Source organism: Prevotella sp. MGM1 (genome assembly GCF_002933775.1).
Taxonomy (GTDB): domain Bacteria; phylum Bacteroidota; class Bacteroidia; order Bacteroidales; family Bacteroidaceae; genus Prevotella.
Window position 1 is genome coordinate 1 of sequence record NZ_BEWV01000099.1, and the last position, 26,669, is coordinate 26,669.

19 protein-coding genes and 1 pseudogene are annotated in these 26,669 nt (G+C 50.1%); 16 read left to right on the plus strand and 4 right to left on the minus strand.

Features of this window, described 5'->3' with window-relative positions; all coding sequences use genetic code 11:
* Positions 1-365 (minus strand): annotated as a pseudogene (locus MoGM_RS03240) (4-alpha-glucanotransferase); the annotation flags it as partial.
* A gap of 734 nt (positions 366-1,099) precedes the next feature.
* On the opposite strand from MoGM_RS03240, the gene MoGM_RS03245 reads away from it, so the two are divergent.
* The 16 genes from MoGM_RS03245 to MoGM_RS03320 all read left to right on the plus strand — a co-directional run bounded on the left by MoGM_RS03245 (position 1,100) and on the right by MoGM_RS03320 (position 20,277).
* Positions 1,100-1,684, plus strand: a complete 585-nt coding sequence (locus tag MoGM_RS03245) for a hypothetical protein (RefSeq protein WP_104368747.1) — start codon at positions 1,100-1,102, stop codon at positions 1,682-1,684.
* Positions 1,685-1,740: 56 nt separating this feature from the next.
* The gene (locus tag MoGM_RS03250; protein WP_104368748.1) at positions 1,741-2,361 is read left to right on the plus strand and encodes a cob(I)yrinic acid a,c-diamide adenosyltransferase; all 621 of its coding nucleotides are present in this window, start codon (positions 1,741-1,743) and stop codon (positions 2,359-2,361) included.
* 53 nt (positions 2,362-2,414) lie between these two features.
* Complete coding sequence (locus MoGM_RS03255; RefSeq protein WP_004342485.1) at positions 2,415-2,636, plus strand: DUF2795 domain-containing protein; 222 nt, start codon at positions 2,415-2,417, stop codon at positions 2,634-2,636.
* A gap of 560 nt (positions 2,637-3,196) precedes the next feature.
* Positions 3,197-3,769: a DUF3575 domain-containing protein gene (locus MoGM_RS03260; protein WP_371410494.1), complete on the plus strand. Its 573-nt coding sequence runs from the start codon at positions 3,197-3,199 to the stop codon at positions 3,767-3,769.
* Positions 3,770-3,794: 25 nt separating this feature from the next.
* Positions 3,795-5,216 carry a DUF3868 domain-containing protein gene (locus MoGM_RS03265; protein WP_104368750.1) on the plus strand — a complete coding sequence of 474 codons (1,422 nt, stop codon included), beginning with the start codon at positions 3,795-3,797 and terminating at the stop codon, positions 5,214-5,216.
* A gap of 76 nt (positions 5,217-5,292) precedes the next feature.
* Positions 5,293-7,308 carry an Mfa1 family fimbria major subunit gene (locus MoGM_RS03270; RefSeq protein WP_199181761.1) on the plus strand — a complete coding sequence of 672 codons (2,016 nt, stop codon included), beginning with the start codon at positions 5,293-5,295 and terminating at the stop codon, positions 7,306-7,308.
* Between the two features lie 7 nt (positions 7,309-7,315).
* Positions 7,316-8,326, plus strand: a complete 1,011-nt coding sequence (locus MoGM_RS03275) for a FimB/Mfa2 family fimbrial subunit (protein WP_104368751.1) — start codon at positions 7,316-7,318, stop codon at positions 8,324-8,326.
* Between the two features lie 7 nt (positions 8,327-8,333).
* Positions 8,334-9,467 (plus strand): hypothetical protein, encoded by a 1,134-nt coding sequence (locus MoGM_RS03280; RefSeq protein ID WP_104368752.1) that lies wholly within the window; start codon positions 8,334-8,336, stop codon positions 9,465-9,467.
* 27 nt (positions 9,468-9,494) lie between these two features.
* Entirely contained in the window at positions 9,495-12,527 is a 3,033-nt protein-coding gene (locus MoGM_RS03285; RefSeq protein ID WP_104368776.1) for a DUF4906 domain-containing protein, read from the plus strand.
* A 12-nt stretch (positions 12,528-12,539) separates the two neighbouring features.
* Positions 12,540-13,523, plus strand: coding sequence for a DUF5106 domain-containing protein (locus tag MoGM_RS03290; protein WP_104368753.1), 984 nt, complete (start codon positions 12,540-12,542; stop codon positions 13,521-13,523).
* Between the two features lie 162 nt (positions 13,524-13,685).
* Positions 13,686-14,624 carry a type IX secretion system membrane protein PorP/SprF gene (locus MoGM_RS03295; protein ID WP_104368754.1) on the plus strand — a complete coding sequence of 313 codons (939 nt, stop codon included), beginning with the start codon at positions 13,686-13,688 and terminating at the stop codon, positions 14,622-14,624.
* Between the two features lie 25 nt (positions 14,625-14,649).
* Positions 14,650-16,098, plus strand: a complete 1,449-nt coding sequence (locus MoGM_RS03300; RefSeq protein WP_104368755.1) for an SUMF1/EgtB/PvdO family nonheme iron enzyme — start codon at positions 14,650-14,652, stop codon at positions 16,096-16,098.
* A complete protein-coding gene (gldL, locus tag MoGM_RS03305; RefSeq protein ID WP_104368756.1) occupies positions 16,095-16,898 on the plus strand; it encodes a gliding motility protein GldL in 804 nt (267 codons plus the stop codon). Before MoGM_RS03300 ends, gldL begins: the two co-directional genes overlap by 4 nt.
* Positions 16,899-16,910: 12 nt before the next feature.
* Positions 16,911-18,476, plus strand: coding sequence for a gliding motility protein GldM (gldM, locus tag MoGM_RS03310; RefSeq protein ID WP_104368757.1), 1,566 nt, complete (start codon positions 16,911-16,913; stop codon positions 18,474-18,476).
* A 29-nt stretch (positions 18,477-18,505) separates the two neighbouring features.
* Positions 18,506-19,558, plus strand: coding sequence for a gliding motility protein GldN (gene gldN, locus MoGM_RS03315; RefSeq protein ID WP_104368777.1), 1,053 nt, complete (start codon positions 18,506-18,508; stop codon positions 19,556-19,558).
* A gap of 107 nt (positions 19,559-19,665) precedes the next feature.
* Complete coding sequence (locus MoGM_RS03320; protein ID WP_104368758.1) at positions 19,666-20,277, plus strand: outer membrane beta-barrel protein; 612 nt, start codon at positions 19,666-19,668, stop codon at positions 20,275-20,277.
* Positions 20,278-20,365: 88 nt separating this feature from the next.
* Here MoGM_RS03320 and MoGM_RS03325 read toward each other — a convergent pair whose 3' ends face one another.
* From MoGM_RS03325 to MoGM_RS03335, 3 genes are read right to left on the minus strand one after another with little or no spacing between them, the layout of a single operon-like run.
* Positions 20,366-21,847: a lipopolysaccharide assembly protein LapB gene (locus MoGM_RS03325; RefSeq protein ID WP_146078630.1), complete on the minus strand. Its 1,482-nt coding sequence runs from the start codon at positions 21,845-21,847 to the stop codon at positions 20,366-20,368.
* Positions 21,844-23,964, minus strand: a complete 2,121-nt coding sequence (locus tag MoGM_RS03330) for a hypothetical protein (protein ID WP_104368760.1) — start codon at positions 23,962-23,964, stop codon at positions 21,844-21,846. The genes MoGM_RS03325 and MoGM_RS03330 overlap by 4 nt, the downstream gene beginning before the upstream one ends.
* Positions 23,954-26,668 (minus strand): hypothetical protein, encoded by a 2,715-nt coding sequence (locus MoGM_RS03335; RefSeq protein WP_146078631.1) that lies wholly within the window; start codon positions 26,666-26,668, stop codon positions 23,954-23,956. The genes MoGM_RS03330 and MoGM_RS03335 overlap by 11 nt, the downstream gene beginning before the upstream one ends.
* Position 26,669: the final 1 nt, after the last annotated feature.

Sequence of the window (26,669 nt, forward strand, 5' to 3'; positions counted from 1 at the left end):
CTTGTGTCCCGCTTGCGGGCCTCCACGCAGTCGGTAAAGGCAGCGCTGTACATGTATGCGTCGTCGGGCGTGTCTGTCCAGTTGTCGTACATCGTGTACCGTGTGACTTCCGCGCCGGCAAACTCAACCCGGTGACGCTCCACCGGCCATTCCTTGCGCACCATGCAGCCTTCACGGCATACGGCATAGAAATAGTCCATGTATGTTCCCGGCCGTGCGTCGGCCGTAATCTCGCACGTCCAGTGCATGCCGTCTGTGGTGCTCATGCCGTGTGCGGCCACTGTCCCGGCGTCTCCGTCGGTGATGTTCAGGGTTAGTTCCTCGCCGAACACCGTGCGGTATTCCAAGTGAAAGAGTAGTTTCATTATATCGGTTATAAGTTTATCTGTTTCTGTATCGTGGCTTGCCGCCACATTATTTATAACGTTGTTTTACGTTAAAACAATACATGGCGTTGTGATTTATTTATGTGATCGGCATGTACTCTTCACCGTGTGCGGGTGTGACAGCCTTGAATGCTCATATTTGTGACAGACTGTGTAACGGGTATGATGGTCTTGAAACCACGGTCTGACGTCTGTCGTCCCGTGGCTGCGAATAATATTTACAAAACACCTTTCAAAACTCGCCCGTTTCAAAATTAAAGTCCCGTGGCCGAAAATATCGCTGTATTTTGCCGTTTGGTGCAACCGGTTGACACTCAGTGTGATATGTTGGTATCGCATGTCTGCGGCATCAAACGGTCCGCCACCGTTTTGCAACGGGCATCCCGTTACCTTGCGTTTAGCGTCCCGTTGCGGCGCAACGAGCGTCTAAACGTCTTGCGGTTAACCGCCAAACGCATTCCAAAGAGCGCCCCGTCGCGAAAAAACGGGTGTTTTTCATTCCGCGCCGGCCGTTCTATCGTGATGTGTATAGCTCCGTATCGGATTGTTTTTCTATTTCAACGGAAAACAAAGTGTTAAATCCGTGACATTTTATTTACTTTCTTACGTCATGCTGAGAGCCGGTTTCGTGCCGTCGGGTGATGCCGCAATCCAATTATAAAGGCGTCATGGCACAATATAGCGGCCGAAAATGCGTTTTAAGTCATGAAAATATGATAGTGAGTGAAAGCATATACATACTGAAAGAAGCGCTCGTGTGGCTCAGCCGCATAGGCCGGTGCAGGGGATTTGGCGTGCAGTCGCCCACAGACTACTCGTTCATACGCTATGTGGTGAACGAGCATTATCCGTATTATGCCTATGCCGACCTTGCCGCACGTCATCCCGCCGACGGCAGGCTGCAAAGGAAGCTGGGACGCCTCTGCATGAGGATAGCCAACTTTCTGCAACCCTCCGTGATTGTGAACGGATGTGTGTCCGACAGCCTGCCCGATTATCTGCGTGCCGGTTGCCGCCGTGCCGCCGTGCGTAGTGATGCCGCTGATGCGGATACGGCAGATCTTATTGTCGTTCCGGCCACGGCCGGCGGGGAGCGGCTTTTTGCCGATGCGGTAGGGAAGACGACCGGGCGGTCTGTCCTCGTGGTCACGGGGATAAAAGACAGCCGTGCCGCGCGCCGTTTCTGGCGTGCCGTGGCGGCCGACAGGCGTGTAGGTGTCACTTTCGACCTGTATTATGCCGGAGTCGCTTTTTTCGATACGAAGAGATATAAGCATAACTATATAGTGAACTTCTGACAGTCCCCGCTGTCAGGTTTTTGGTGGCGGGGCGAGGAATTTTGGATATCAAGACGATGAAAATAACAAAGGTATATACGAAAACCGGCGACGAGGGAGCGACAAGTCTTGTCGGCGGAATAAGGATAAGCAAGGCCGACATACGCCTTGCCGCATACGGCACGGTAGACGAGCTTAACTCGCAGTTGGGGCTGCTCGCCGCCCATATTTCGCACGAGGCGGAAGCCCGCCCGGATACACGGCCCGGAGCACACGGGCCGGAGTGCGGCCCGGCCCACGATATTGAAGTGATAGAGCGCATACAGTGTTGTCTGTTTAACGTTGGCACGCATCTTGCCACAGACCGGAGCCGCACGCCTCTATATGACTCGGCGAAGCTGCCTGCGGGCGAGGTGGAGCGCATGGAGAGGGAGATAGACACCCTGATTGCCTGTGTGCCCGAGGTGTCAGGCTTCATACTGCCCGGCGGTACTGTCGCCGCGGCCACGGCACATGTATGCCGCACGGTGTGCCGGCGTGCCGAACGCGAGATTGTGGCGCTGGCCGCGCTGGCCGAAGTGGCTCCCGAGATATGCCGGTATGTCAACCGCCTGTCAGACTATTTGTTTGTTTTAGCTAAAAAAATAAACTTTATGGCAGGTAAAAGTGAAAAAATGTGGACAACTCCTTGTGATTAAGAAGAAAATTACTACTTTTGCGACGAATTCAAAACTGATAAAATTTAACCGCTATGTATTGGACACTTGAATTAGCATCAAAGCTCGAAGACGCGCCATGGCCCGCCACGAAAGATGAGCTTATCGACTACGCTACCCGTTCGGGAGCACCGCTCGAAGTATTGGAAAATCTGCAAGAAATAGAAGACGAAGGTGATGTATATGAAAGTATAGAGGACATCTGGCCCGACTATCCCACGAAAGAGGATTTTCTATTCAACGAGGACGAGTATTGAAATGTAAAGATATGTGAGCACGGCAACAGTGTTTTCACGTATAGAAGAGGCAGCCCCGTATATCCGAAAGGAGTCCGGGGCTGCTTCTTTATGCGTCTCCGGCTCTGTGGCCGGATATAGTCATGGCACGTGGGTGTTTTGGTGTTGATGCCGGTTATTAGGCCGTTATGGTTGGACAAATGTTAAATTATATATATTTTATTGGTTATTAACAATTCGGCAACTCGTTGATAATCAGTGTTTTAAAAATCGGGGGGGGTGGTTTTTAACGTTAAATAACTTTTTATCCCTTTGTTTTTCTGTTTCTGATAATTAATTTTGCACAACTTTTTAAATAGCTCCGCCTTGTGGGGCATCGGAAATCCTGTCTTGGGATGTGGATTTGTTAGACATATAAGACCGTTTCCCGGCTCGGTGTTTTCATCGTGAGGGAGGGATAACAGCGAGTTGAGGATATTTTTATATCACGATTTGGGTACTTTGTATACTTAGAAGGCAAAACAAAATTAAACGACATATATTAAAATAATTCTTTTGATATGAATGCCAGACTTAAAATAATGTTATTATCGTTGGGCATGATGTTTGTCGTATCGAAGTCGGCTGGACAAGACGTTGCTTTGAAGACAAATTTACTTTATGACATTGCGGCATATACCGCCAATGCCGGTGTGGAAGTGGGGCTTGCTCCACGCTGGACAGTGGATGTCTCCGGTAATTACAACGCATGGACACTTTCGCATGATCGTAAATGGAAGCACTGGTTGGTGCAGCCTGAGGCACGGTATTGGCTGTGCGACCGCTTCGCCGGGCATTTCTTCGGTGTCCATGCTCTTGGCGGCGAATACAATGCGGGACATATTAAAAACAGCATATCCTTTCTCGGTACGGACTTCTCGCGGCTTTCAGACAAGCGGTTTCAAGGCTGGTTTGCAGGTGCCGGCATAGCATACGGCTACGCATGGATACTCAGCCGGCACTGGAACCTTGAGGCAGAGGTCGGTATCGGCTACATATATACCAAGTACGACAGTTATCCCTGTGCCACGTGCGGCAAGAAGATAGACGAGGGTAAGTCGCATAATTATGTCGGGCCGACCAAGGCTGCGGTTAATTTGGTATACGCATTCTAATCGAAACAAACGTTTTTTATCTGATATGAAAAGTATTATAGCCAGGATATATTGCGTGTGCCTGCTGCTTGCGGCCTGTCTGGCGGATGCCGGCGCGCAGGCCATACTCGACGAGCGGGTGCGGATCTCGGATCTCTCGGTGTCTCGTTCGGACGGGAAATTGTTTGTGGCGATGAGCATCGACGTGACGGCGCTTGACGTGAAGAGCAACAACGAGATTATAATCACGCCGGTGGTGCGGGGCAAATCGGACGAAGTGAGGCTCAAGCCGGTGATGATTGCCGGCCGAAACCGTTATTACCACCATCTTCGCAATACCGGTGCGGATGCCGACAGCATGGATGTTTATCGTCATGGCAGTGTGTCGGTGGTCGAATACCGCACTGTGGCACCCTACCGGTCATGGATGGGAGGAGCCGATATGAACGCCGTATGCGAGACCCGCGGCTGCTGCTCCGAGTCGGAAAGCATGGGCGTGGACCGGCTTGCGCGGCTCGACGTCGAACCGAAAGTGTATGAGCCGAGGCTCATCTATGTCTCTCCGAAAGCGGAACCGAAGATACGTGACATGCAAGGCTCGGCATACATAGACTTCCCCGTGAACCGCACGGAGATATATCCGGGCTATCGCAATAATCCGGCCGAGTTGCAGAAGATATGGCATACGATAGACACAGTGAAGAGCGACCCCGACGTGGAGATCATTGCCCTTACCTTCAAGGGATATGCCTCGCCGGAAGGATCGTACTCTAACAATACCCGCCTGGCCAAAGGTCGCACGGCGGCGCTTAAAGAATATGTGCGCAAGCTGTATGACTTCCCCGCAGGCCTGATAGCCACGGACTATGAGCCGGAAGACTGGGAAGGACTGGAGAAATACGTGGCGGAGTCTTATATGGACAACAAGGAAGACATACTTGCCATCATCCGCGGCGGTCTCGAACCTGATGCCAAAGACCGTAAAATCAAGACGGCATATCCGAGGGAGTATGCTTTCCTGCTTAAGAACGTATATCCGGGACTACGCCACTCGGACTATGTGGTGAGATACAAGATCAGGCAATATACCGACATAGCGGAAATAAGGCGCATGTTGAAGACACAGCCGCAGAAACTGAGCCTGCAAGAGATGTATATGGCAGCCGGGGAGATGGAGCAGGGCAGCGACGAATATGCCGAGACGTTCGAGATTGCGGTGAGAATGTATCCCGATGACGCTACGGCCAACCTGAATGCCGCTTGTACCGCCCTGGCGCGCAGGGACATGAAAGCGGCCGAACGCTATCTGGCGAAAGCCGGCGATACGGCCAATGCCGTATATACGCGTGGTGTGTATGCCGCGATGAACGGCGACTACGACGCTGCCGGACGGTTGTTCGCTGAGGCTGAGCGCGGTGGATTGAAAGAAGCCGGAGCAGAAATCAGACGGCTCGAAGAGTTCAGATGAGCATGATTATAATTCGAATAACAATCAAACAGACCAAGACAATAAAAGGTAGAAACTAAAAAACAGAACAAAAAAAATGAGAGTCAAGAGCAGATTTTTATCGGGTATCCTTGCCATCGGCATGTTGACGGGATGCAGTAACGACGAGATTTTGGTAAACGACGGTAGCGACAATCCTGTTGTAAACAACGGAGAGAAGGTTTACATGGCGGTGAACGTGAAGCTGCCGACTGCGGGAGGAACACGCAGTGAGACCGAAGGCGGCGGACAGTCGACAGGCGGAAACGAGGTGGGAAAGGACTACGAGAACAATGTCTCGACGATGCTTATCGTCCTTGCTGACAAGGACAACAAGATTGTCACCTACTCAACGGTGGACAACCTCAATACCGATGACGCCGGTGTGGTGGATAAAGGAGATGGCTCGCTTGAAATAAAGAATGCCACGGTGACAGCCACGGCATCGTTCAAAAAGACGGCAATAGCCACATATTACACGGGAGACCACATGGATGCAGGTACCGGACAGTTGAAGTCGGAATATGCCGATGTCCATGTGTTCACGTTCTGTAATTATACGGAAGATTTGAGAAAAGCGGTGGAAAAGTCAAGCGGTGCCACCACAGACGCGGAGGCCACGGCATGGACAGACGCTGTTTGTACTGTCAACGAGACTAAGTCAGGTGTGGCAGGTGTCAACCCCTGGGCAAAGAATGCAGTATTGATGTCCAACAAATCTTTGGAGACAAAGGCCATACCTTCCAAACTCGACGATTGGAATGCTTATGCTTTCGTGACATCGCCTTTCAACCTGTCGGGCAGCAATGCCAATATTAACAACGGCGGGGCAATTAGCGTGGAGCGCTCGGTGGCGCGTTTCGATTTCAAGGACGGCAGTCCGGCGGCGACACCCGCCAATACTTACTATGTAGGTAAGGAAACGGATGCTACACTGATGATGGAGCTGACGAAGATGGCTCTTGTGAACATGAGCAAGAAGTTCTATTATCTCCGTAGGGTATCTGACGATGGACTGCCCGGTGGCGCCGGCTTCGGTATTTGCGGCAACGAGCATTCTGAAAACTATGTTGTCGACGTGTTCGCTCAGGACAAGTATGACCACAAGGTCGGTGATAATACTGCCGGCAATAAGTTCTCAAACTATTTTAATTTCTGCCTTGGATATGGTGAAAGCCATGCCGACTGGACTATAAATGAGTATGCCCGCAATCAGTGGTTCACATCGGAGATAAGCGAAGTGCTTGGAAATGAAGATGATAATGACGACACTTGGAACAAGCCGGACAGCAAGGGTGATTACAAGATATGGCGCTATGTGACGGAGAATACTGTCCCTGTGGCTCCCAACGGCCAGATACGTCAGAACAACGGCATAACAACGGGTGTGGTTTTCAAGGGTAAGTTTATGGCGATAGACGGTAAAACGCCTGCCCTTCTGAAGGGTGCCATAGAAAAGGCGGCCGGATATAATAGCGAGACGGAACTTAAAAACGGTGATACCCCGGTGCTATACGTGTTTGATAACACCATATATGTAGGTTGGAAAGGTGCTGCGGATGAGAAAGACCCGCAGGATGTCATAGCCAGTGCGTCTGCCGCCGCGGAAGGAACGGCTCTGTTCCGTGCCGTATTCGGAGAGGGTGCCAAGAAAGACGAGACAACCGGTGAGGTGACTCCCGTAGCGGGATCGCTTGCCGACATATATGATAAAAACGGAGGATTTAACGATGACTTCTGTGCCGCGGCGACCAAGGTTGGCTTCACTATGTATGAGGCAAGCTATGATGAGGAAGATGGCGGCGGATACTACTGCTACTATTACTACTGGAACCGCCACAACAACAATGACGACCCGACAGTGATGGGCCCGATGGAATTTGCCGTTGTACGTAACAACGTCTATAAGCTGGCGGTGACGGAGATCGGCAAGTTGGGTCATCCGCGTGTGTCGAAAAACGATCCCGATCCGGTAGACCCCGATACTCCGGATGAGAAAGGCGACCTGTATATCCGTGTTTCGGTTGAGGTCTTGCCGTGGGTTGTCCGTGTGAACGATATTGTCTTTAACTAATCGGACGATGAGAGAAAACAGACGGAATATGATTTCAAGGCTCATCGGCGCGGTTCTCGCCGCGCTGATGACAGCCTCTTTTTCTTCGTGCGAACGCATTTATGAAGACTTGGAGGCCTGTCCGCATGGCGTGTCACTGCGTTTTGTATATGACTACAACATGGAGTTTGCCAATGCTTTTCCGTCAAAGGTGGATTGCCTTACGCTTCTTGTGTATGACAGTGAGGGCAACTATGTGACGACGATAACGGAAAAAAGCGATGCTTTGGCCGACGAATCATACCGTATGAGACTCGATCTTGCCGCCGGTACCTATCGTTTTGTGGCATACGGCGGCATCGCCTGCGAGCGGAGCTCGTTCTCGATGATACCCGAGCCGGTTGCCGGCTTGCGCCATTCGGACCTACGTGTTGTCATGGATGCCGATTGCCTTACGGTGCAGGAACGTAAGAACCTGCACGGGATGTATTGGGGAGAGCTTACTCTCTCTACCGCAGACCTGTATAGAGAGGGTGTTGTCAAGATGATGAAGAACACCAATAATCTAAGGATAATGCTTCAACAGGTGGACGGTATCAAGGTTGACAATAATGATTACGACTTCTTCATCGAAGACGATAACACTCTTTTCGGACCGGACAACGATTTGATTGCCGCAGGAACGGTTACATACACGCCGTGGACGAAAGGGCAGGCGGTGGTCGGCAGACTGCCGGACGGCAGCGACGTGGAGGCTGCCTATGCCGAGTTGTCCGTTTCCAGACTGATGACGAAAAACAGTCCCAGGCTGATTGTGCGCCGTCATGCCGACGGTTCGGAAGTGATCAACATTCCGTTGAACAATTATCTGCTCGCTTTCAAGAGCGATTTGTATCCTAATATGGGCAAACAGGAATTTCTCGACCGCAAGAGTGAGTGGCCGATGGTATTCTTTCTCGGCCACGACATGGAGTGGATGAGCGCCTATATAAAGATTGAAGACTGGGTTGTGAGGATAAACGATATATCTGGAATATAGATACGAAATGTTTAAGTCCATACATATACATACTATTGTATTATGGCTTTCCACTTTCCTGTTTGCCGGATGCGGCGAGAGCACGGATGACTATGCTTTCGTCGACAAGCCTGTTTGGGTCAATCTGGCTATAAGCGTTTCGATGACCGATGTGTCTTTGCCTGTGGTAAAGACCGTTGCCGATGCCTCTTCGACCGTTGCGGGGAACGTTGCCGATAGCCCGATGCCCGGCACGAGGGCTGCCGAAGACGCTCTTCCGGCCGGCAACAACGAGAAGATCAATACGCTGCGCATCGTCATCGTGCGCCCTGACGGCATTGTGGAATACAACCGTTTTATCAGTCTTTCGTCAGCTGTCGACAGTTATGGTGATGAGAAGTTCGAGGTATTGGGTAACGAGAAGAAGAGAATTTACCTTTTTGCAAACGAGGGCACGGAGATAAAGACGGCCGAAGGCACGATGCGCAAGGTGGTCGATTACGACCTCGCTGCCATAAAGGAGGGTGAGCGGTTTCCGGCCGCCGACATATCAGGCCTGCGCATCAGGCTCGAAGACAATACCGAACAGCTTGCAGGGCCGTTGCCCATGAGCGAGTGTCATGACATCACGGTGGGCGGGACAGACAGCCGTCATGAACTGTTTGTCACCCGTGCCGCGGTCAAGTTCTCTTTCAATATCACCAATAACAGCGGCCGGAACATCGTTCTCAAAGGTCTGACGATAGCCCGGATGGCTAAGGAAGAGTATTATCTTCCGAAGAACACCATCTATAATGATGTCGTGATAGACGGTGTAGACTGCAAGGAAATCACTTCTTACGATGTACCGTCCGATGTCGGTTATTATGAGTATGGCAGCGACAAGGGGCTGAGCGAGACCCTGTCGGCGGGTAGCAAGGTGTCATTGTCACCAATATATCTTCTCGAAGGTAAGTATACGGCGGTCGATGACGAGCGCAACTATTCCATGAAGATATTTTTCGACGGCATGGAACTTGGCGACTGGTTCCCGAAACTGTCGCGCCTTCCCCGCAATACACACGTGATTGTCAACATAACGATAGGCAAGACGGCCGTCGATTGGGATGTAGACGTATTGCCTTATATACCGGTAGACCTTGATCCGGAGTTCGGTTTGTAAAATATCAAGTTCATGTTATTCAGCAAGATGAAACGAAATCTCCTTTATCTTATTATCTCAGCGTTGTTTTTCGTATCGTGTACCGATGATTTGTTTGAAGGCGGCAGCACTATTCCCGAGGGACAAAGCCTTGTCACGGCGACAGTGGAGTTCAGTCCGTTGGTGCCTGCCCTGAGCGGCAAGACCCGCTCGGAAGGAGATGCCGTAAAGAGCATAAACAGCCTGTGTGTGCTGTTCTACGATGCCGACGGCAATCTGGCATATCACCGTCCGCTGACAGCGGGCGGCACATCGGGTGTTCCGGATACGTATGTAGTGACCGACTCAGCCCGTGTCTCCGATACGGAGAGCGTCACTCCGCACGCCGATCTGACAATGTCTGTGCCTTACGGGCGCTATTATATATATGTGGTGGCCAATATGGGCGACCTCTCCGGCTATGCCGACAGGATAAAGACAGTATCCGGCCTGAAGAGCCTTCCGCTGCGGTGGAATTCCGACGACATATCCGCCAATGGACAGATGCTCGGTCATTTCTGTGATGATAAGACGATAGAAGATACCGCTCCGCTGCTCACTATCGACAAGAAAAACACCACTTTCCATTCATGGATACGCCGCGCGGCCTCCAAGGTGACTGTGGCTTACGACGGCTCGAAACTCGAAGAGGGTGTGTTCATCTATCTGAAGTCGGTACAGATAAAGGATATTCCGCTCAACTGTCCGCTCGGTGACAGTAATGAGCCGGGCGAGAACGATCGGCTCATTACCAATGGTGAGACCATCACGTATGGAACAGGCACTAACTACGATGAGTTCTGGCCGGCAAGAATAACCAAGGGACGTGCATACTATCCTTATGATAAGGATACATACGGGCTTAGTGCCGACGCACATACGGAGAAAGCCGAGGCACTGTATTTCTATGAGAACATGCAGGGCGAGGGCGAGAGCAAGAAACAAGACTGGAAAGATCCGGGACACATCACCTATCCTGAGGGCAACGATCCCTCAAAGCCGGGATTTAAGGATAACAAGAAGTACGGCACGTATATAGAAGTGAAGGCGTTTTACCGCTCAATTAATTCCGACCGTGTGGGCAGCGGCGACATCGTCTATCGCTTCATGCTCGGAAAAGACACCGAAAAAGATTATAATGCCGAGCGCAACCACCACTATCGCCTTACGCTTAAGTTCAACAGATACGCTAACGACGTAGACTGGCATATCGACTACGAAGAGGAAATGCCGGGAGTGGAGATACCCGATCCGTATTTCATCTCGTATCTCTATAACCACTCGATGATGTTGCCCTTTAAGATAAACACCGGCTCATATAAGGTTGATAAAATCGTGGCGCATATCGACTCGAATGCCTGGGCTCCGTATAATCCTGATAAAGATTTCGAATATTGTAAAGAAGCAGATCCCGATGTATATCCGAATTTTCCGGCCGATAGATGGAAAGGCTTTCTTTCCTTGAAGAAGACTGTGGGGCTAAATATAGACGATAACGGTGTATTTGAAAATAAAAAATTGGGCGACAGGGAATATCCTTATGTGGATAACGGTAATCTGGTCGGAAGCCTGGATTCGGGACAATACCGGGTCGTGACTGATCCGGAGGCGAAAACCGTTACATACCATATACCGTTGTTCACGCGTGAGAAACTGTTGGTGACAACTACGTCATTGACCGGTAATAATCCGTATGAGGCATACAGGCGCAAGGCTGTGCTAAATTTAGATGTCAAACTTAAAGATGCGGAGAATAATTTGCGTATCGTCAAGGCAAAGACGCATATAATGCAGGTGCGTCGTATTACAAATCCCAAAGGGGTGTGGCGCAGGCATGACAATATAAAACCGTTTCGTGTGGTTCTTAAGCACAGACTTAGTGAAACAGCAAAAGACTATTCTACATTTACTTCCGAGGGGCCGTGGAAAGCTTATGTTGTCACAGGTGACCGCCAAACCATTCATTTGGATGGAGATACCGTGAAAGGCTCTACGGGAACACCTGTAGACTTTAAAATTCGTTTTAAAGGCTGTGGAGAAAAGGAAACACGCTGTGCCATTATTCGTGTTGAGTACAATAATTATAGTTGCTACCATCTCATATTCGTATGTCAGGGCAGTGCGCCGATAGAGTTGATTAAAGGTGGGGCAAAGTGGCATCTTTGCAATATGCGTACCGGAACGGAAGAAGCAGGGCAACCTACCGAAGAAGGCTCCATGTTTAAGTTCGGAAACTGGGATACCCCTATTGACGCCAAAAGTAACGTTAATGATCTTGGTAATTGGAATACGAGAAATGTGCAACCGAAAGATTTCGCTAACCATGCAAATACAGATTTTATAATAGCGGGAAAGTCTGGGACAATGAAATGGAGTGAGATAAGAGCCGCGAACCATAGTGGAGAATTTGTCAATCCGGTTGTAAACGGAAAGGAGATACAGGTTGCTACATATGAAGATTATGCCGCACTGTTGGGTGATTCCAGTATAGCTCAAGGTTACGGAGTGCTTTACGGTGACGATGCAGACTCAACCCTGTCTGATGTGGACGAGGTATATGGATATTGTTATGACAATGAAGGCAAAGGGTATGGAATGCGCGGTTGCTTTGTCTACAACAAGTCTTTGACAGATTCTCATGGTGGCAGGAATGTATTTTTCCCTATGGGCAGGTCCGGGTACGGACATCGTAAGCATTCGGAAATAGAACTTTGGAAAAACAAAGAAAAGTTCACAGCTGTGCTTAGATATTCTGCAGGTCAGACACAAGTAATAGGAAATCCGACGGGTCGTCCTCTTTTTTATGATTTTTACAAGCGACCCGGTGCTACCTATTGGTTAGGCAAGAGGTTCGGATCAGAAACGAGAGGTACCATTGGTTGGGATATTAATTATTATACGTTGGATTTTAATATTTTGGGTATCAATAATCTGTTTGATAATCCCTTTAAACCAGGTAGTAGTACTGATAAAGAGAATTTAGAAGACGTGAGCCATGCTTGTTTTGTTCGCTGCATTGAAAAAAAACAGTCTTCTCGTTGAAAATGATTGTCAATGAAGCCAAATAATTCCGTGACGGTAAAGGCCGTGATGCTCATCCCTGTGACGCTTGCTTATGGTTTAACATGCGTTGCCGGCATGCACGGTCCGTGCGGTACAGGCTTTTTGAGTGCTGAAGTCTCCGATTCTGTTGCCGCCGTAGCCGACCTTCCGTTGCCTGCCGTTCCCGACACACTCCGTGTTCCGACGGAACGTGCCGCATACGTGGCGGCACATTTCTGGGATGCTCTCGACTTTTCCGACACGTTGCGTTGCCGCGACGAGCGGTTCATGGAGCGTAATCTCGTAAACTTCTTTTCTCTATTCCCACATGCCGATACTGCCGCCGTGGAGCGTTCGGTGGATTTGCTCATGCGCCGTGCCGGTGCCGACACCGCGGCGTATACGTCGCTTTGCCGGCTTGCCGCCAAGTATCTGTATGAAAAAGCTTCGCCCATGCGTGACGAGCGGTATTATTCCATGTTTCTGAAGAATGCCGCAAAATCGCCCGTTATCGGTGCCGCCGGCCGTGACCGTGCCTCATTTCTTCTCGATGCGATAAGCAAGAACCGTCCGGGAACCGTGGCGGCTGATTTCGCTTTTATTACCCGCGACGGCCTGCCGGCCACTCTCATGCAGATGCCCGCCCGCATCACAATCCTCATTTTATACGACCCCGACTGCGACCATTGCGCCACTGTCGTATCACGTCTTTCGGCCGAAGCCTCGCTGCGCCGTCTTGCCAAGGAGGGACAGCTCGCCGTGCTTGCCGTATATGCCGATGGCGACACCGCTACGTGGCAACGCACGAAGCATGCCATGCCCAATTGGTGGACCGTGGGGCTTGACACCGGCGACATATCACGACGTGACCTTTATTTCATGCCCGAGATGCCGTCGCTCTATCTGCTCGGGGCCGACAAGACCGTGCTTCTGAAAGACGCCTCGGCCGACGAGATAGTCAAAGCGGTAGACGATATGTTTTCAGGTGTGCGTTGATTGTGAAAATAATGTTACGGATTTTACACTGTGTTTTCTCTTGAAATAGAAAATCCTGCGCGATACCGGTGATTGTTCCGAGTCTTTTTTCGTGTCTCCGGTCTGAGGTGTGACGATTTTCATACTTATACAATAAATAAATGTATTTCACGTTATATATACGTGTTTAAACGATATATCGTAATATTATGTGTCTTTGCCCTTGCCTCGCAGTGGGCAAGAGGGCAGTATGACCCTTCCTTTTCCCACTATTGGGCGATGGAACCGTCGTTCAATCCGGCAGCTGTGGGTAAGGAGTCGAAGATTAACGTTACTGCCGCATACGCCATGGCTCTCACTGGATTTGAGAATAATCCCCGCACAATGTATGCCGGAGGCGATCTGCCTTTCTTTTTTCTCAAATCGTATCATGGAGTGGGAGTGCAGTTCATGAGCGACGATATCGGTCTTTTCTCTCACAAGAAATTTGCCTTGCAGTATGCTTTCCGGCATAAGCTGTTCGGCGGAATGCTCGGTGCCGGTATCCATTTGGGGCTGCTGAGCGAGAATTTCGATGGGTCGAAGGTGGACACGGACATGCCTGACGATCCGGCATTCCCCTCATCAGAGGTCACCGGGACGGGGCTTGACCTCGGTGCCGGCCTCTACTATACTCATCGGAACTGGTATGCCGGCCTGTCTGTCATGCACATCAACGGCCCTGAGATAGAACTCGGCGAGCGGCAAAACTTCAAGATAGACGCTGCATATTATTTGACAGGCGGATACAATATTAAGCTGAGAAATCCGTTTCTAACAATACATCCGTCACTCTTGGCGCGTACAGACGGCAATGCCTATCGGGTGGATGTGTCCGGTAGGGTGAAGTATACCAACGACAAGAAGGTGATGTATGCCGGCCTGTCTTACAGCCCAGCCAACTCTGTGACGGTGATGATAGGCGGCGACTTCCACGGAGTGAGTCTCGGTTACAGTTACGAGATATACACCTCGGCCATCAGCATAGGCAACGGCGGGCATGAGCTGTTCATGAGCTACCGTACCGACGTGAATCTGGGCAAGAAAGGACGCAACAAGCATAAAAGCGTAAGAATACTATAAACAAAAGTGTGAGAACAGCTAAATTATGAATATGAGAAAGAGCATCATACTCCTTTGTGCCATTGGCACGCTCGCGCTCGCGAGCTGTTTTGGCGGCAAGACGGCCACGGCTTCGGGCGGAGAGGTGACCGGCACCGGAGGCAGAGCCTTCACGGAGCCTACGCCATACGGCATGACCCTCGTCAAGCGCGGTCACCTCAGGATGGGAATAGAGAAGCAAGACAGCCTCTGGGGCAAGCAGACACCGGTGAAAGACATCTCGGTCGAAGGCTTCTGGATGGACGAGACGGAGATCACCAACTCACAATACCGCCAGTTTGTATACTACGTGCGCGATTCCATCATCCGCGAGCGGCTCGCCGATCCGGCCTACGGAGGCGATGAGACATACAAGATAGAGGAAGACAAGAACGGAGATCCCGTCAAGCCGTATCTCAACTGGAAGAAAGCGTTGCCACGCAAGCCCAACGAGGACGAGCAGCGGGCGATAGAGAGCGTATATGTCACAAACCCGGTGACGGGCGAGAAGATGCTCGACGCAAGCCAGATGAACTATCGCTATGAGGTATACGACTATACCGAGGCGGCCAAGCGCAAGTATCGTCTTGACCCGAGAGAGCGTAATCTCAACACCGATATAAGCGTAGATCCTGCCCGGCAGGTGTGGATATCGAAAGACACGGCATATATCGACGATGAGGGACGCATCATAAGCCAGACTATCAACAGGCCGCTCAGCGGGCCGTGGGATTTTCTCAATACATATATAGTGAACATATATCCCGACACGACGTGCTGGGTGAACGACTTCCCCAATGCCGACAACGAGACATACATGCGTCTCTATTTCAGCAATCCGGCATACAACGGCTATCCGGTGGTGGGAGTCACATGGGAGCAGGCCAACGCCTTCTGCGCATGGCGCACCGAATATCTGCTCAGAGGACTCGGCGCCGCGGCCCGCTATGTGCAGCGTTACCGCCTGCCCACAGAGGCCGAGTGGGAGTTTGCCGCGCGTGGCAAAGACCAGAACGAGTTTCCGTGGGAAGACGAGCAGGTGGTGAGCGGCAAGGGATGCTTCTTCGCCAACTTCAAGCCCGACAACGGAAACTATACGAAAGACGGCAATCTGATAACCAGCAAGGTGGGTATATACACGGCCAACAGTAACGGACTGTTTGACATGGCGGGTAATGTGGCCGAGTGGACAAGCACCGTGTATACCGAGGCGGGAGTGGAAGCGATGAACGACATCAATCCTCAGCTGAAATACAACGCCGCCAAGGAAGATCCGTACAGACTGAAAAAGAAGAGCGTGCGCGGCGGCTCGTGGAAAGATCCCGAGTCATATATCCGTTCGGCATGGCGCTCGTCTGAATATCAGAACCAGCCACGCTCGTACATCGGCTTCCGCTGTGTGCGCAGTCTGGCCAATACAACAAGTGAGAAATCTAAAAAATCGAAGAAGAGATGACAGAATACAGCAAATATAATGTAGTCTACCGGTTGCAGAAATGGCTCGACAGCGTGCCGGGACAGACATTCATGAACTATGCTTACAGTTGGGGCGCGTCTATCGTTATCCTCGGTACGATGTTCAAGCTGACCCACCTTCCGGGTGCCAACATTATGTTGTATCTCGGCATGGGCACCGAGGTGGTGGTGTTCTTCATATCGGCTTTCGACCGTCCGTTCGACAAAACGGCCGACGGCAAGGATCTGCCCACGCATGTGACGGATGAGGAAGATGACAGCATTGCCGGTGAGAACGGTACGGATACAAGCATTGCTGCGGGAACCCGGGCGGGCGGCACTATAATAATAGGTGGTGTCAGCGGTATGGCGGCCGGAGGAACAGATGCGGGAATGGCGGCAGATGGAATGCCGGTGGCCGGCGGCGACAGACAGACAGACGTTTCCGGCGGTGCGGAGGCATGGATACGGCAGCAACAGCAGGTATCGCCAGAGATGGAGGAGGCCACGAGCAACTATGTGGACGAGTTGAACAAGCTCACCGAGATGCTTGCCAAGGTGTCGGAGCAGAGCCAGCGGCTCACCCGCGACTCCGAGGAAATGGAAAACCTCAACCGCACGCTCACCGGTATATGCAAGGTATACGAAATGCAGCTTAAGGGAGCGAGCGCACAGATAGGCACTATCGACCAGATTAACGAGCAGTCGCGCCGTATGGCCGAACAGATAGCCGAATTGAACAAGATATACGCCCGCATGATAGAGGCGATGACCGTAAACATGAAGAGCGTCAACGTTTAAGACCAAAAGCTTATGGCAATAAAGAAAAGACCGGTGTCTCCGCGCCAGAAGATGATAAACCTTATGTATGTCGTCTTGATGGCAATGCTTGCGCTGAACGTGTCGACGGAAGTGCTCAACGGCTTCTCCATAGTGGAAGACAGCCTCAACCGCACCACCGCCAACTCGTCGAAGGAGAATCAGGTCGTATATGATGACTTCGAGGCGCAGATGAAGGCGAACCCCGCCAAGGTGAAGGCGTGGTTTGACAAGGCGCGTGAGGTGAAGCGCATGAGCGACTCGTTGTATAACTTTGCCGACGAACTGAAAGCCGCCATCGTGGCCGAGGCCGACGGAAAGAACTTTGACGTGAGGAACATCAGGAACAAAGAGAATCTCGAGGCGGCCAATCAGGTGATGCTGTCGCCTGGGCGTGGACGTGGAGCCGAACTTTACAAAGCTGTCAATTCGTTCAGGAACAGAATCGTGAAGATGATTACCGACCCTGCCAGACGTGCGGCAATAAACGACAATCTGGCTACGGTAATACCGAAAAACGCCACTGCAATGGGGAAGAACTGGCAGGAATACATGTTCGAGGATATGCCCGTGGCAGCGGCGGTGACGCTGCTTTCCAAGTTGCAGAGCGACATACGGTATGCCGAGGGTGAGGTACTTCACACGCTCGTGGCTAATATCGACGTGAAGGATATACGCGTTAACTCTCTTAATGCCTTTGTCATACCCAATTCGCAGACTATCGTGCGGGGAGACAAGTTCTCGGCGCAGATTGTAATGGCGGCGGTGGATACCACGCAGGTACCTGATATATACATAGGAAACAGGAAAGTAGACCTGAGCGGCGGATTGTATGAGACGGTATGCAGCCGCACCGGTGACTTCACGCTTGCCGGATATATGGAGGTTGTCAACGGCGGCGGTGAGCGGATAAGGCGTGATTTCAGCCAGAAATATACCGTAGTGGATCCGAGCGCCACGGTGTCGGCCGACCTTATGAACGTGCTCTATGCCGGATACAGCAACCCGATAAGCATCAGCGTTCCAGGCGTACCGCTCAGCAAGGTCACGGCCTCGATAAGCGGAGGGACACTCACACCGGTAGGACCGGGCAGGTACATAGCACGCCCTTCGGCGGTGGGCAAGGATGTGACGATAACGGTAATGTCTACCAATACGGGACGCGCCCAGCAGATGGGACAGTATACTTTCCGTGTGCGTAAGTTGCCCGACCCGACAGCATATATAGCCATGGCCGATGAACACGGCAACCCGACACGGTATAAGGGCGGCGCGCTAAGTAAGGCGTCGTTGCTCGGTGCTGCGGGAATAGGAGCCGCAATAGACGACGGAATACTTGACATCGGTTTCAAGGTTCTCGGTTTTGAGACGGTATTCTTCGACAATATGGGTAATGCTGTGCCGATGGTGAGCGAAGGAGACCGGTTCTCCGCACGGCAAAAGGATACATTCCGCAAACTGACCCGCAACCGGCGCTTTTACATATCGCGCGTAACAGCAGTGGGACCGGATGGAATACAGCGTAAGTTGCAGGCTTCGATGGAAGTGATAGTGAAGTGATATTGAAAACAAAAAGAATTTATATATATATGAAAAGACTATTGTTCATATTTGCCATAACGCTTGCGGTTGTGTCAGCTGCGGCACAGCCCAAGGCTCGCCGTAATGCCGAGAAGCAGGCTGCCGCAGCCCGTCAGGGTGCACCGCAGTTGTCGCAGCGTGCGCAACTGATGTTTCCAACGGCGATAGACATGCCTGAGGATGTGGTGTGGCGCCGTGACATATATCGGGAGATAGATCTCAACAAGGATGCCAATGCGGGTCTTTACTATCCCGTGGAGCCGATAGACAAGCAGTTGAACCTGTTCACATTCGTGTTCAAACTTGCCCTTAACGGATATATTCCTGTATACGAGTACAGGCTCGACGGCAGCGAGGTGTTCAGTGATGCGGCCAAGGTGAAGATAAAGACAGTGCTCGACAACTATCATATATTCTATGAGGAGAAAGACGGTAAGTTGCGGGTGGATAACAGTGATATACCTTCGGCCGAAGTAAAACTGTATTACCTGAAAGAAAGCGCATATTATGATCAGGCCAACTCGACTTTCCATCGCAAGGTGTTGGCTTTCTGTCCGGTGATGATGCGTGAAGACGATTTCGGCGGAGAGGCATCCAAATATCCGTTGTTCTGGGTTAAGTACAGTGACGTGGAACCTTTTCTCACAAGGCAGACCGTGATGACGAGCAATCTGAACAACGCCGCCACCATGACGATGGCCGACTTCTTCACGCTTACCAAGTATGAGGGCAAGATATACAAGACCAACAACATGCTCGGCCGCACGCTCGCGCAGTATTGCACCACAGACTCGGCGATGGCGAAAGAGCAGCGTAAGATAGAGGGGGAACTGACCTCGTTTGAGAAAAATATCTTCGGGGATCAGGCAAAGAAAGATTCTCTCGACAGCATAGCCAACCTCGACCCCAAAGCGGCCGCCAAAGCACGGAAGGTATCGCGCCGCAGCGGTTCGAAATCGGAAACGGAGAAAACGACGAAAGTACGCCGTCGCAGCTCATCGCCACGGTCGTCGGGCGGCTCTTCGGCAGCCCGTGTTACCGTCCGCCGCCAGAGACATTGAAAAGTCTGTATGGTGCGGTAATGAACATCAGACCGTCAATAAGTGCGTAAAAATATATCATCCAATACATATAAACTATTGTAGCATAACATTTAAACCGTTATTATATGAAAAAGATTTTTACTATTATGGCTCTTGCCGCAGCCTTGGTTTCAGCGGCTCCCGCTAAGGCACAGATTAAGTTGGGACTCAAAGGTGGTCTTAATGTGACAAGCATGAGTTTTGACAAAGAAGTTTTTAATGGCTCAAATCAAACGGGATTTTTCGTAGGTCCTACCGTGAAAGTTACTCTTCCGCTCGTAGGTCTCGGTCTTGACGCCGCCGCACTCTATGATCAGCGTGATATTGAATCGAAAGATGAAGACGGAGCAGAGACAATATCCCAGAAGAACATCAACATTCCTATCAACCTGCGTTACGGCATAGGCCTGGGAAGTATGGCAAGTATTTATTTCGCTGCCGGTCCTCAGTTCGGTTTCAATGTGGGCCAGAAGAACTTCTTTGATGGCGATTTTGAGATGAAGAAGTCAAACCTGAGCGTCAATCTTGGCGCAGGCGTTTCACTCGTCAACCATGTTGAGATTGGATTTACATATAACATCGCATGCGGTAAAACGGGTGAGTTCAATATTGGGGAATCTGTCGGTAATCAGGTCTTTCATCGTACTAAGAGCGCTCGCATGAACGCATGGCAGATTTCAGCTGCTTACTATTTCTGAAATCAATAGCTTTTAAATACCATAATGAAAGGCGCAACCCGTGAGGGCTGCGCCTTTTGCTTGATGTCGTGGTACGTAGTATCGTTTATTATTTTAATATGGTGACGGCTTTTCGGGCATTCTCGTCATTAGGATCTATGTCCAGGACTTTTTGGAAATAGGCTTTCGACATCTTTATATCCGACTTTTTCTTTCTTAGATAGTAGTTTGCCATATAGTTGTACGCAGTAACCAGACGTGCGTTGTCTGTTGTGTTCCGCTCTGCTTTAGCCAGCATCACGCTTATTAACTGTTCCGCAATCGGCCCGGCCAGTCCGGCATCAAAATCTCCTTGTTCAATCTTTGAGTTTATTACCAGTCTGTTAATCAAGGCAAAATCAATGTTGTTTGGGAACTTATCGGCCATCTCTTTATATATGGCATCGGCTTCTTTATATGCTTGCAGTTTCTCTTCACCGTTAAGCTCTTTCGATTGCTCTAAATACATTCCGGCATATTCGCTGAGATCATAGGCGGTTATAGTTCCGAGTTCGCCTTTCTTTTGCATATATGACTCGTATTCTCTCTTCGCGCTTGCCCAGTCTCCCATATCCTTCCGGCATTGTGCGATAAGCAGATATACCGGCAGTTTCTTTTCGTCGCTTATCGAATCGTTGCCGGTCAGTTGCCTTGAAACGGATATGGCCTTATCGTACTTTTGGGTATTCCGGTAGGCTCTCGCCAAATTCCAATAATCATCGAGTGATATTTTCGTGCTGTCCGATTTTAATAATGCTTCTCCGAATAATACTACGTCACTCCATCTTTGCAAGTTGAAATTTGCCATCATTGCCAGTCTGTTGAAACTTCCGTTCACTGGATGATATTTCTTAATACCGAACTTGGCAACCTCGATGGCTTTGACATAGTCTTTGCTGTTGGCATATAGCATGATACCGAATGATTCCAATTTCGCCTTTGGAATATAATCAAGATTGCACTTGCCGTAAAACTCAATACTCTTTCCGTATGCTTCCTTTTGTTCTTCGCTGTCGGCTTCCATATTGTCGCCGATTCTTTCATACATCTTTGCCAGTTCGAGGTTTACCGGATAATCAGGGTTATGCGTCAGCAACTCTTCTATTTTCCTTTGCGATTTGGCTGGATCTTTCATGCTTATGAGTTTGGCGTATGCCAGATAGCATTCGGGAGCGGCAGGATCAGTATGGATTCCCCGCTCATACCATCCGATGGCTTTGGCGGTGTCTTTTGCCGATTCCTCTATTTCACCGCCAAGCAGATATGCCGGTGAATATTTGCTGTTTATGGATAATGCGATATTCAGATACCTGTGTGCCATTGCCGTGTCGCGCTGGTTGTATAGATATGCGTCTGCAATTCCCACCGCAACCTCGGGGTTTTTCTTGAATTTATCACATAGCTCATCCATGATGGGTGCCGTATATTTGGGTGCATACTTCTTGATAACGGCTCTTGCGGCGCCGACTGTCGCCTTGGCGCTTGACTGCGCCAAGGCTGTTGAACAGCATGTTATCGCCATTGCGGTGCAGATTAATACATTATTTCTCATCTGTACATTTGTTTTGTTACGTGTGTGTTGAAGCTGTATCTTACGCCAATGTTGATGCTTTCAATGATCCTGCCTTTTTGAAAATCGATCGTTTTCATGTCGGTAGTGCCGAGCATGTAGATTACAGGCTTTGCCACAAGGGCTATTTTGTTGTTTAGCTGATAGTGAAGCTGCAGGCCGGCATGTGCGCCTATGCCGAGTTTCGTTTTCGGATTTTCGGCTATTTCAATGACGTGTCCTTTTCTTACCGGTTGTGTGCCGTCGAGTGACGATGAGTGACTGAGTGTGAATATTGCGGTAGGGCCTGCGATGATGTTGACTCCGAATTTATTGCTGCTGCTGAATCCGACGAACAGGCTTCCGAGGTCGATACCGTATCCGACGGACAGCAGTCCGAGCGAATACTCATGTCCCAACAGCCCGTTTGCCGATATGCGTGTCTTTTCCGGTTCTTCGGCCATCATGTTCAGGTCGTAATACTTGCCGAGTGTTCTACCTGATATGGTGAGATATTCGAATGATGCGTTCAACGATGAAATGGTGTTGAAGTTGTATTCTCCGAAAATCATGGCGTTCCATGGTATGGAAGAGGCACCGTCGAGGTTCGTTTTGGTATGTGTGATGTTGAAACCTCCCGCCACACCGACACTCAGACGGTTTTTCATGGTGACGGCTTTTTGCTCGTCACGACCGGTCTGCCTTCTGAATGCCTTGCCGCATGTAAGTACTGTGAGGCCGACATTGACGTTGAGACCGTCGTCGCTGAAGCTCTTGTTCCACTTCACATTGCTGTAAGGGATGTTGTAAACGTAATGTGTATATCGTGGCTCGACAAACAATTGCAGGCCGTTGCCGAGTTTTTTCCACAGATGTATGCCTGCGGTATATGCCTCGCTGTTGCAATTCAGTCTCTCTGCCTGGTATTTGACCATACGGCCGTACATGCCACCGGCTACGAGATATGCGCCCATGTCGCTGTCCCAATCGAAGTCTTTGAGGAAACCGAGCGGGTTGAACATAGCCTCGGCACGTACACCGGCATAGACATTGCTCAGGTTTTGGGTATATATATTGTCATCGGTGCCAAGTTTGACAGGCTCTTGGTTCCAACGTGTGGAAGAAAGTTCTCCGGTCAGCCGCAGGCCTACGACCGGTGAAAACCATTTGCCCACGCCCACGGCAATGTTGCTGCCCAAGGTCTGCCCGATGCCGAGAGTTGGGGAGCTTATCATGGATATGCCCGTGGAGAACTCGGCAATCCAAGGCACACGCCACGATGCGGGTTCCAAGTTTTCGGACAATATGATGTCATCGGGAACTTTACTCATGTATCTCAGGCGGGCTTGTGCCGACAGGTTGTTGTGCAGGTAGTAAACGTAGCTTATATTGGCTCCGTAGAACATGTCGGTCTTGCGCCAGTTCCTGTTTGTGTTCAAGTCCATCTTGTCTGTCGAAAAGCCGAAGTAAGGTTCGAAGTTGATATATCCCTGCGGGCCGGTGAAAAATTTAACCTGCATGCCGAGATGAACCTCGGCCGACATGCCGCTGCGTATATCCTTGCCGAGTCGTGAATGATGCACGCCCACCCCCACGAGTGTGGAGAAGTCGGCAAGGCGTGTAGGGTCATATCCTGTGAAATAAGAAGAAAGCGAGAATAGGTGGTCGACCGTCGCTCCTAACCGATTGAAGGATATATCGCGGTCTTGCTGGTATCCGAATGAGTTTTGAAGGATGACTCGCACCGAGTGATACTCGGTGAACTCTTTGCCGGCACCGAGCTGGATGGTTGTCAGTGTGTTGAAGCGATAACCTTTTTCGGGAGCGACCATCTGCGTGGTTCCAAGTCCGAAAAGGATATAAAGATGATCGTTGAGTCTTTTCGTGAATTGGTCTCCATGGCCGTGATACCGCTTGTCGAGCACGTATCTCAGTGCGTTGAAGTTGTTGGCGGTGTTCAGGCGGCTTTTGCCGACGGTATCGTTGTCGCTCTCTTCAATGTCATCGAGTGCGATGGTGTCGTTGCCAAGTTCCGTCATAGCCGGTTGCATAGTGCTTGCTTGCGCTCCGATGGCTATGCCGATGAGTGACAGCAGTAATGTTGCGGCCTTACTTTTCATTGGTGTTTGTTTCTTTTTCTTCATTTGTTTCCGGTTCGGTCTCCGTGCCGTTGTCATTTTCGTCTTTTGTGGTTTCGGGCTTTTCGCCTTTGCCGGTCGTCTGCCGTCCTGACTGTTCGTCGGTTTCACGTTGTTCCATGAGCAGCTTGAACAGTTTGCGATATGCCGGTATGTTCTTTTTCTTGTATTTGTAAATTTTTCGTGTTTCGTCGGGTACGTTACCTTCATTGAAATAGTAACGCTTGTATTTCGGCTCGATATCGAACGAGTGTTGGAAGTAAGCGAGATAGTGGGGTATGCTGTCCAATTTGATGCCGTCGTCCTCAACTTGTTGTTTCGGATTTCTGAGCGCTTCCGCTTCCTCTGGGTGTTCCTTGACATACAGATTATACTCGGCATATTTTTTCGGGTCGGTAATCATCAGGATTGACAGCTCGTCTTCCGACATTAGCCTGAAACCGTTACCAAGGTCATCACCTGTCGTATCATCATGTCTTATTTTCGGCTCTTTGCCTGCTTCCTTGCTCCAGATGATTCCTTTAAGATACCATTTCTTCGGATTGTTGTCGTCCATTTTGTCTATTATAGGCTCTACATCCTTGCGGGTCTTGCCGAGGCTCTCATGCAGTTCGGAGAAAAGTATGGCGCGGTTGTCTTTGTTTGTATTCAGCACCATATTGAATGCCTGTTCGAATTTTGCCGCATCATTTCCGTCGAGTTGGCCGCCGATGCCGAGAAATATGTTACGCACGAAAAAGAGTACTTGTGACAACTGTGCGCTTTTCACTGTCTTTGAACCTACAAAATCGATAAGCGTCTCGGCTGTGTCGAGTTTCAGTTCCTGAAAATACTGTATGGCCTGGTTTATGAGTATTTCGTGACGGTTGATGACAGAAGAAGTATAGGCGTCGATATGTCTTTCTTTGTCGACGGCCTGCACTTTCCAATCGATAAACGGGCGTAGCACTTCAAGGTCGGGCATTCCGCGGCGTATGTTGAGCAATGCCATCTTGTTGGCTATATATGGCGACATCTTCAAAACCTCGTATCCGTCTTGTCTCACCATGTGGCGATAAGCGATCATCGTGAGCGTGTCGACCTCTGCGCTGTCGGTTATTTCGTTGAAAAGATTATAGAAATCACCGTCTGACAAGTCGTCTTTCGCTCCGCTGATGAAATCTTTTTTATGAGTGTAATATGTCTCGACGGCTTCTTCGGGAGTAAGAACACGTTTGTCTATATACTGGTAGCTGCATTTCATGTTACGCATTGAGGCCAGTATCGGTTCTATATCGCTTTCATAGAAAGGTAGGTTTTTGATTTGCGGATAAGCCATGTTGGGGTCGGGCTGTCCTGATATGAGATTGTTGAGCATTGATGCTTTAGTGGTGTCTCGGGCCGCAAGCTGCGTAACAACGTTTTCCCAAGTGAAAATTTTTGTCTCAGTGCTTACGGATGCATCTTGTCCGCGTACTGCTCTTCTCAATATTCCGGCAGCGAAATTGGTACGTTCGCGGGCTAAGGCGGCGTTTCGTTCTCTGCTGCCTTCGGGTGACGATGAACCTGTTACCTTAACGCTGAATAACAGATTGCCGTATGATTTCAACTCGCGTCCCATCTTTCCGAACTCTTCCATATTGGCCGAATCAGGTGTCAGTTCACTCTTTCCCGTGACAAATTTTATATTAAGTGTTCTCGTCACGTCGTGGGCGCGTTGCTCGGCATTCTCTTTAAAATCTTCGGTGAGCGGAATATCTTCGGCTGCCATGGTGAAATCGAGAAATTTCAATGGCCTGAACGAAAGGCATGAGCCTGTTCCCTCGCCGCCGTTGTTATAGAAGACATGGTGGTAGTCTTCGAGGATAGCGTAATATACGCCTTTGTATGTCTTGTCTTTGTCGGGCTTGCGGAATACAACCTGTGTGTCTATCCGGAGGTATTGCCCGTTGAGCACGGGACTTGGATTATAGTACTGTGCGAGCGAGTCGTTTTCATCGTAATCGAAAGCCATGCGTTTGTCTTGCAGTTCGTGGTATTTGGCTCCCTCATATACAAGCGGCGTGAGATAGCTCACGGTATCTTCCGTCTGGCAGTCGATCGCCATGGGCTGTATGATAAGGCGCGAATTATCGCCCGCCCAGCCTTCGGGCAATTCGAGATTGACGTTGAGTGACACCTCAAAACCATTGTCTTGTCCGGGGACTTTCTTTATTCTCGGGCCTGTAAACTTGTTCTTGCCTCTTACCTCAACGTCGCGTAGAGATTTTTCGTCTTTCATCTCTATTTGATATTCGGTTTTTCCTTTCTCCACGTTGACGATATCCAGTAGGTGTATGACATTGTCTGTATAGTGGACGAGAATGGCCTGGCCTTCAAATGCCTCGAACTTAAACTGTCCGTTGGGCCTTGATTTGCTCCATGTGATGCCCAATTTGGTTATGGCGTTGTTCCATTCGTTTCCAGTGGCATCGGGTTGTTCCTCAGCCGTGGCGGCTGTCTTCAATATGTTACGCGCGTTTTCGGCCTGTCTTTTGTTTTTGTAGATATGGAAAGAAACAGTCTCGTGTTTCTTGTCGTTGGATTTTATTATTGTTGTCCGGCATGTGCCTATTACCACGTTTTGTGCATTGGCCGTGATGCCGAATGGCATCAACAGGCCTATTAGCACAAATCTGATATTATATATTGCTTGTGTTAGTTGCATG

Coding starts and splice junctions, on each gene's coding strand:
- gldN (WP_104368777.1), top strand. CDS start 18,506: ATGAAAAGACTATTGTTCATATTTGCCATAACGCTTGCGGTTGTGTCA.
- MoGM_RS03245 (WP_104368747.1), top strand. CDS start 1,100: ATGATAGTGAGTGAAAGCATATACATACTGAAAGAAGCGCTCGTGTGG.
- MoGM_RS03300 (WP_104368755.1), top strand. CDS start 14,650: ATGAATATGAGAAAGAGCATCATACTCCTTTGTGCCATTGGCACGCTC.
- gldM (WP_104368757.1), top strand. CDS start 16,911: ATGGCAATAAAGAAAAGACCGGTGTCTCCGCGCCAGAAGATGATAAAC.
- MoGM_RS03260 (WP_371410494.1), top strand. CDS start 3,197: ATGTTATTATCGTTGGGCATGATGTTTGTCGTATCGAAGTCGGCTGGA.
- MoGM_RS03275 (WP_104368751.1), top strand. CDS start 7,316: ATGAGAGAAAACAGACGGAATATGATTTCAAGGCTCATCGGCGCGGTT.
- MoGM_RS03285 (WP_104368776.1), top strand. CDS start 9,495: ATGAAACGAAATCTCCTTTATCTTATTATCTCAGCGTTGTTTTTCGTA.
- MoGM_RS03255 (WP_004342485.1), top strand. CDS start 2,415: ATGTATTGGACACTTGAATTAGCATCAAAGCTCGAAGACGCGCCATGG.
- MoGM_RS03270 (WP_199181761.1), top strand. CDS start 5,293: ATGAGAGTCAAGAGCAGATTTTTATCGGGTATCCTTGCCATCGGCATG.
- MoGM_RS03280 (WP_104368752.1), top strand. CDS start 8,334: ATGTTTAAGTCCATACATATACATACTATTGTATTATGGCTTTCCACT.
- MoGM_RS03325 (WP_146078630.1), bottom strand. CDS start 21,847: ATGAGAAATAATGTATTAATCTGCACCGCAATGGCGATAACATGCTGT.
- MoGM_RS03290 (WP_104368753.1), top strand. CDS start 12,540: ATGAAGCCAAATAATTCCGTGACGGTAAAGGCCGTGATGCTCATCCCT.
- MoGM_RS03320 (WP_104368758.1), top strand. CDS start 19,666: ATGAAAAAGATTTTTACTATTATGGCTCTTGCCGCAGCCTTGGTTTCA.
- MoGM_RS03250 (WP_104368748.1), top strand. CDS start 1,741: ATGAAAATAACAAAGGTATATACGAAAACCGGCGACGAGGGAGCGACA.
- MoGM_RS03335 (WP_146078631.1), bottom strand. CDS start 26,668: ATGCAACTAACACAAGCAATATATAATATCAGATTTGTGCTAATAGGC.
- MoGM_RS03330 (WP_104368760.1), bottom strand. CDS start 23,964: ATGAAAAGTAAGGCCGCAACATTACTGCTGTCACTCATCGGCATAGCC.
- gldL (WP_104368756.1), top strand. CDS start 16,095: ATGACAGAATACAGCAAATATAATGTAGTCTACCGGTTGCAGAAATGG.
- MoGM_RS03265 (WP_104368750.1), top strand. CDS start 3,795: ATGAAAAGTATTATAGCCAGGATATATTGCGTGTGCCTGCTGCTTGCG.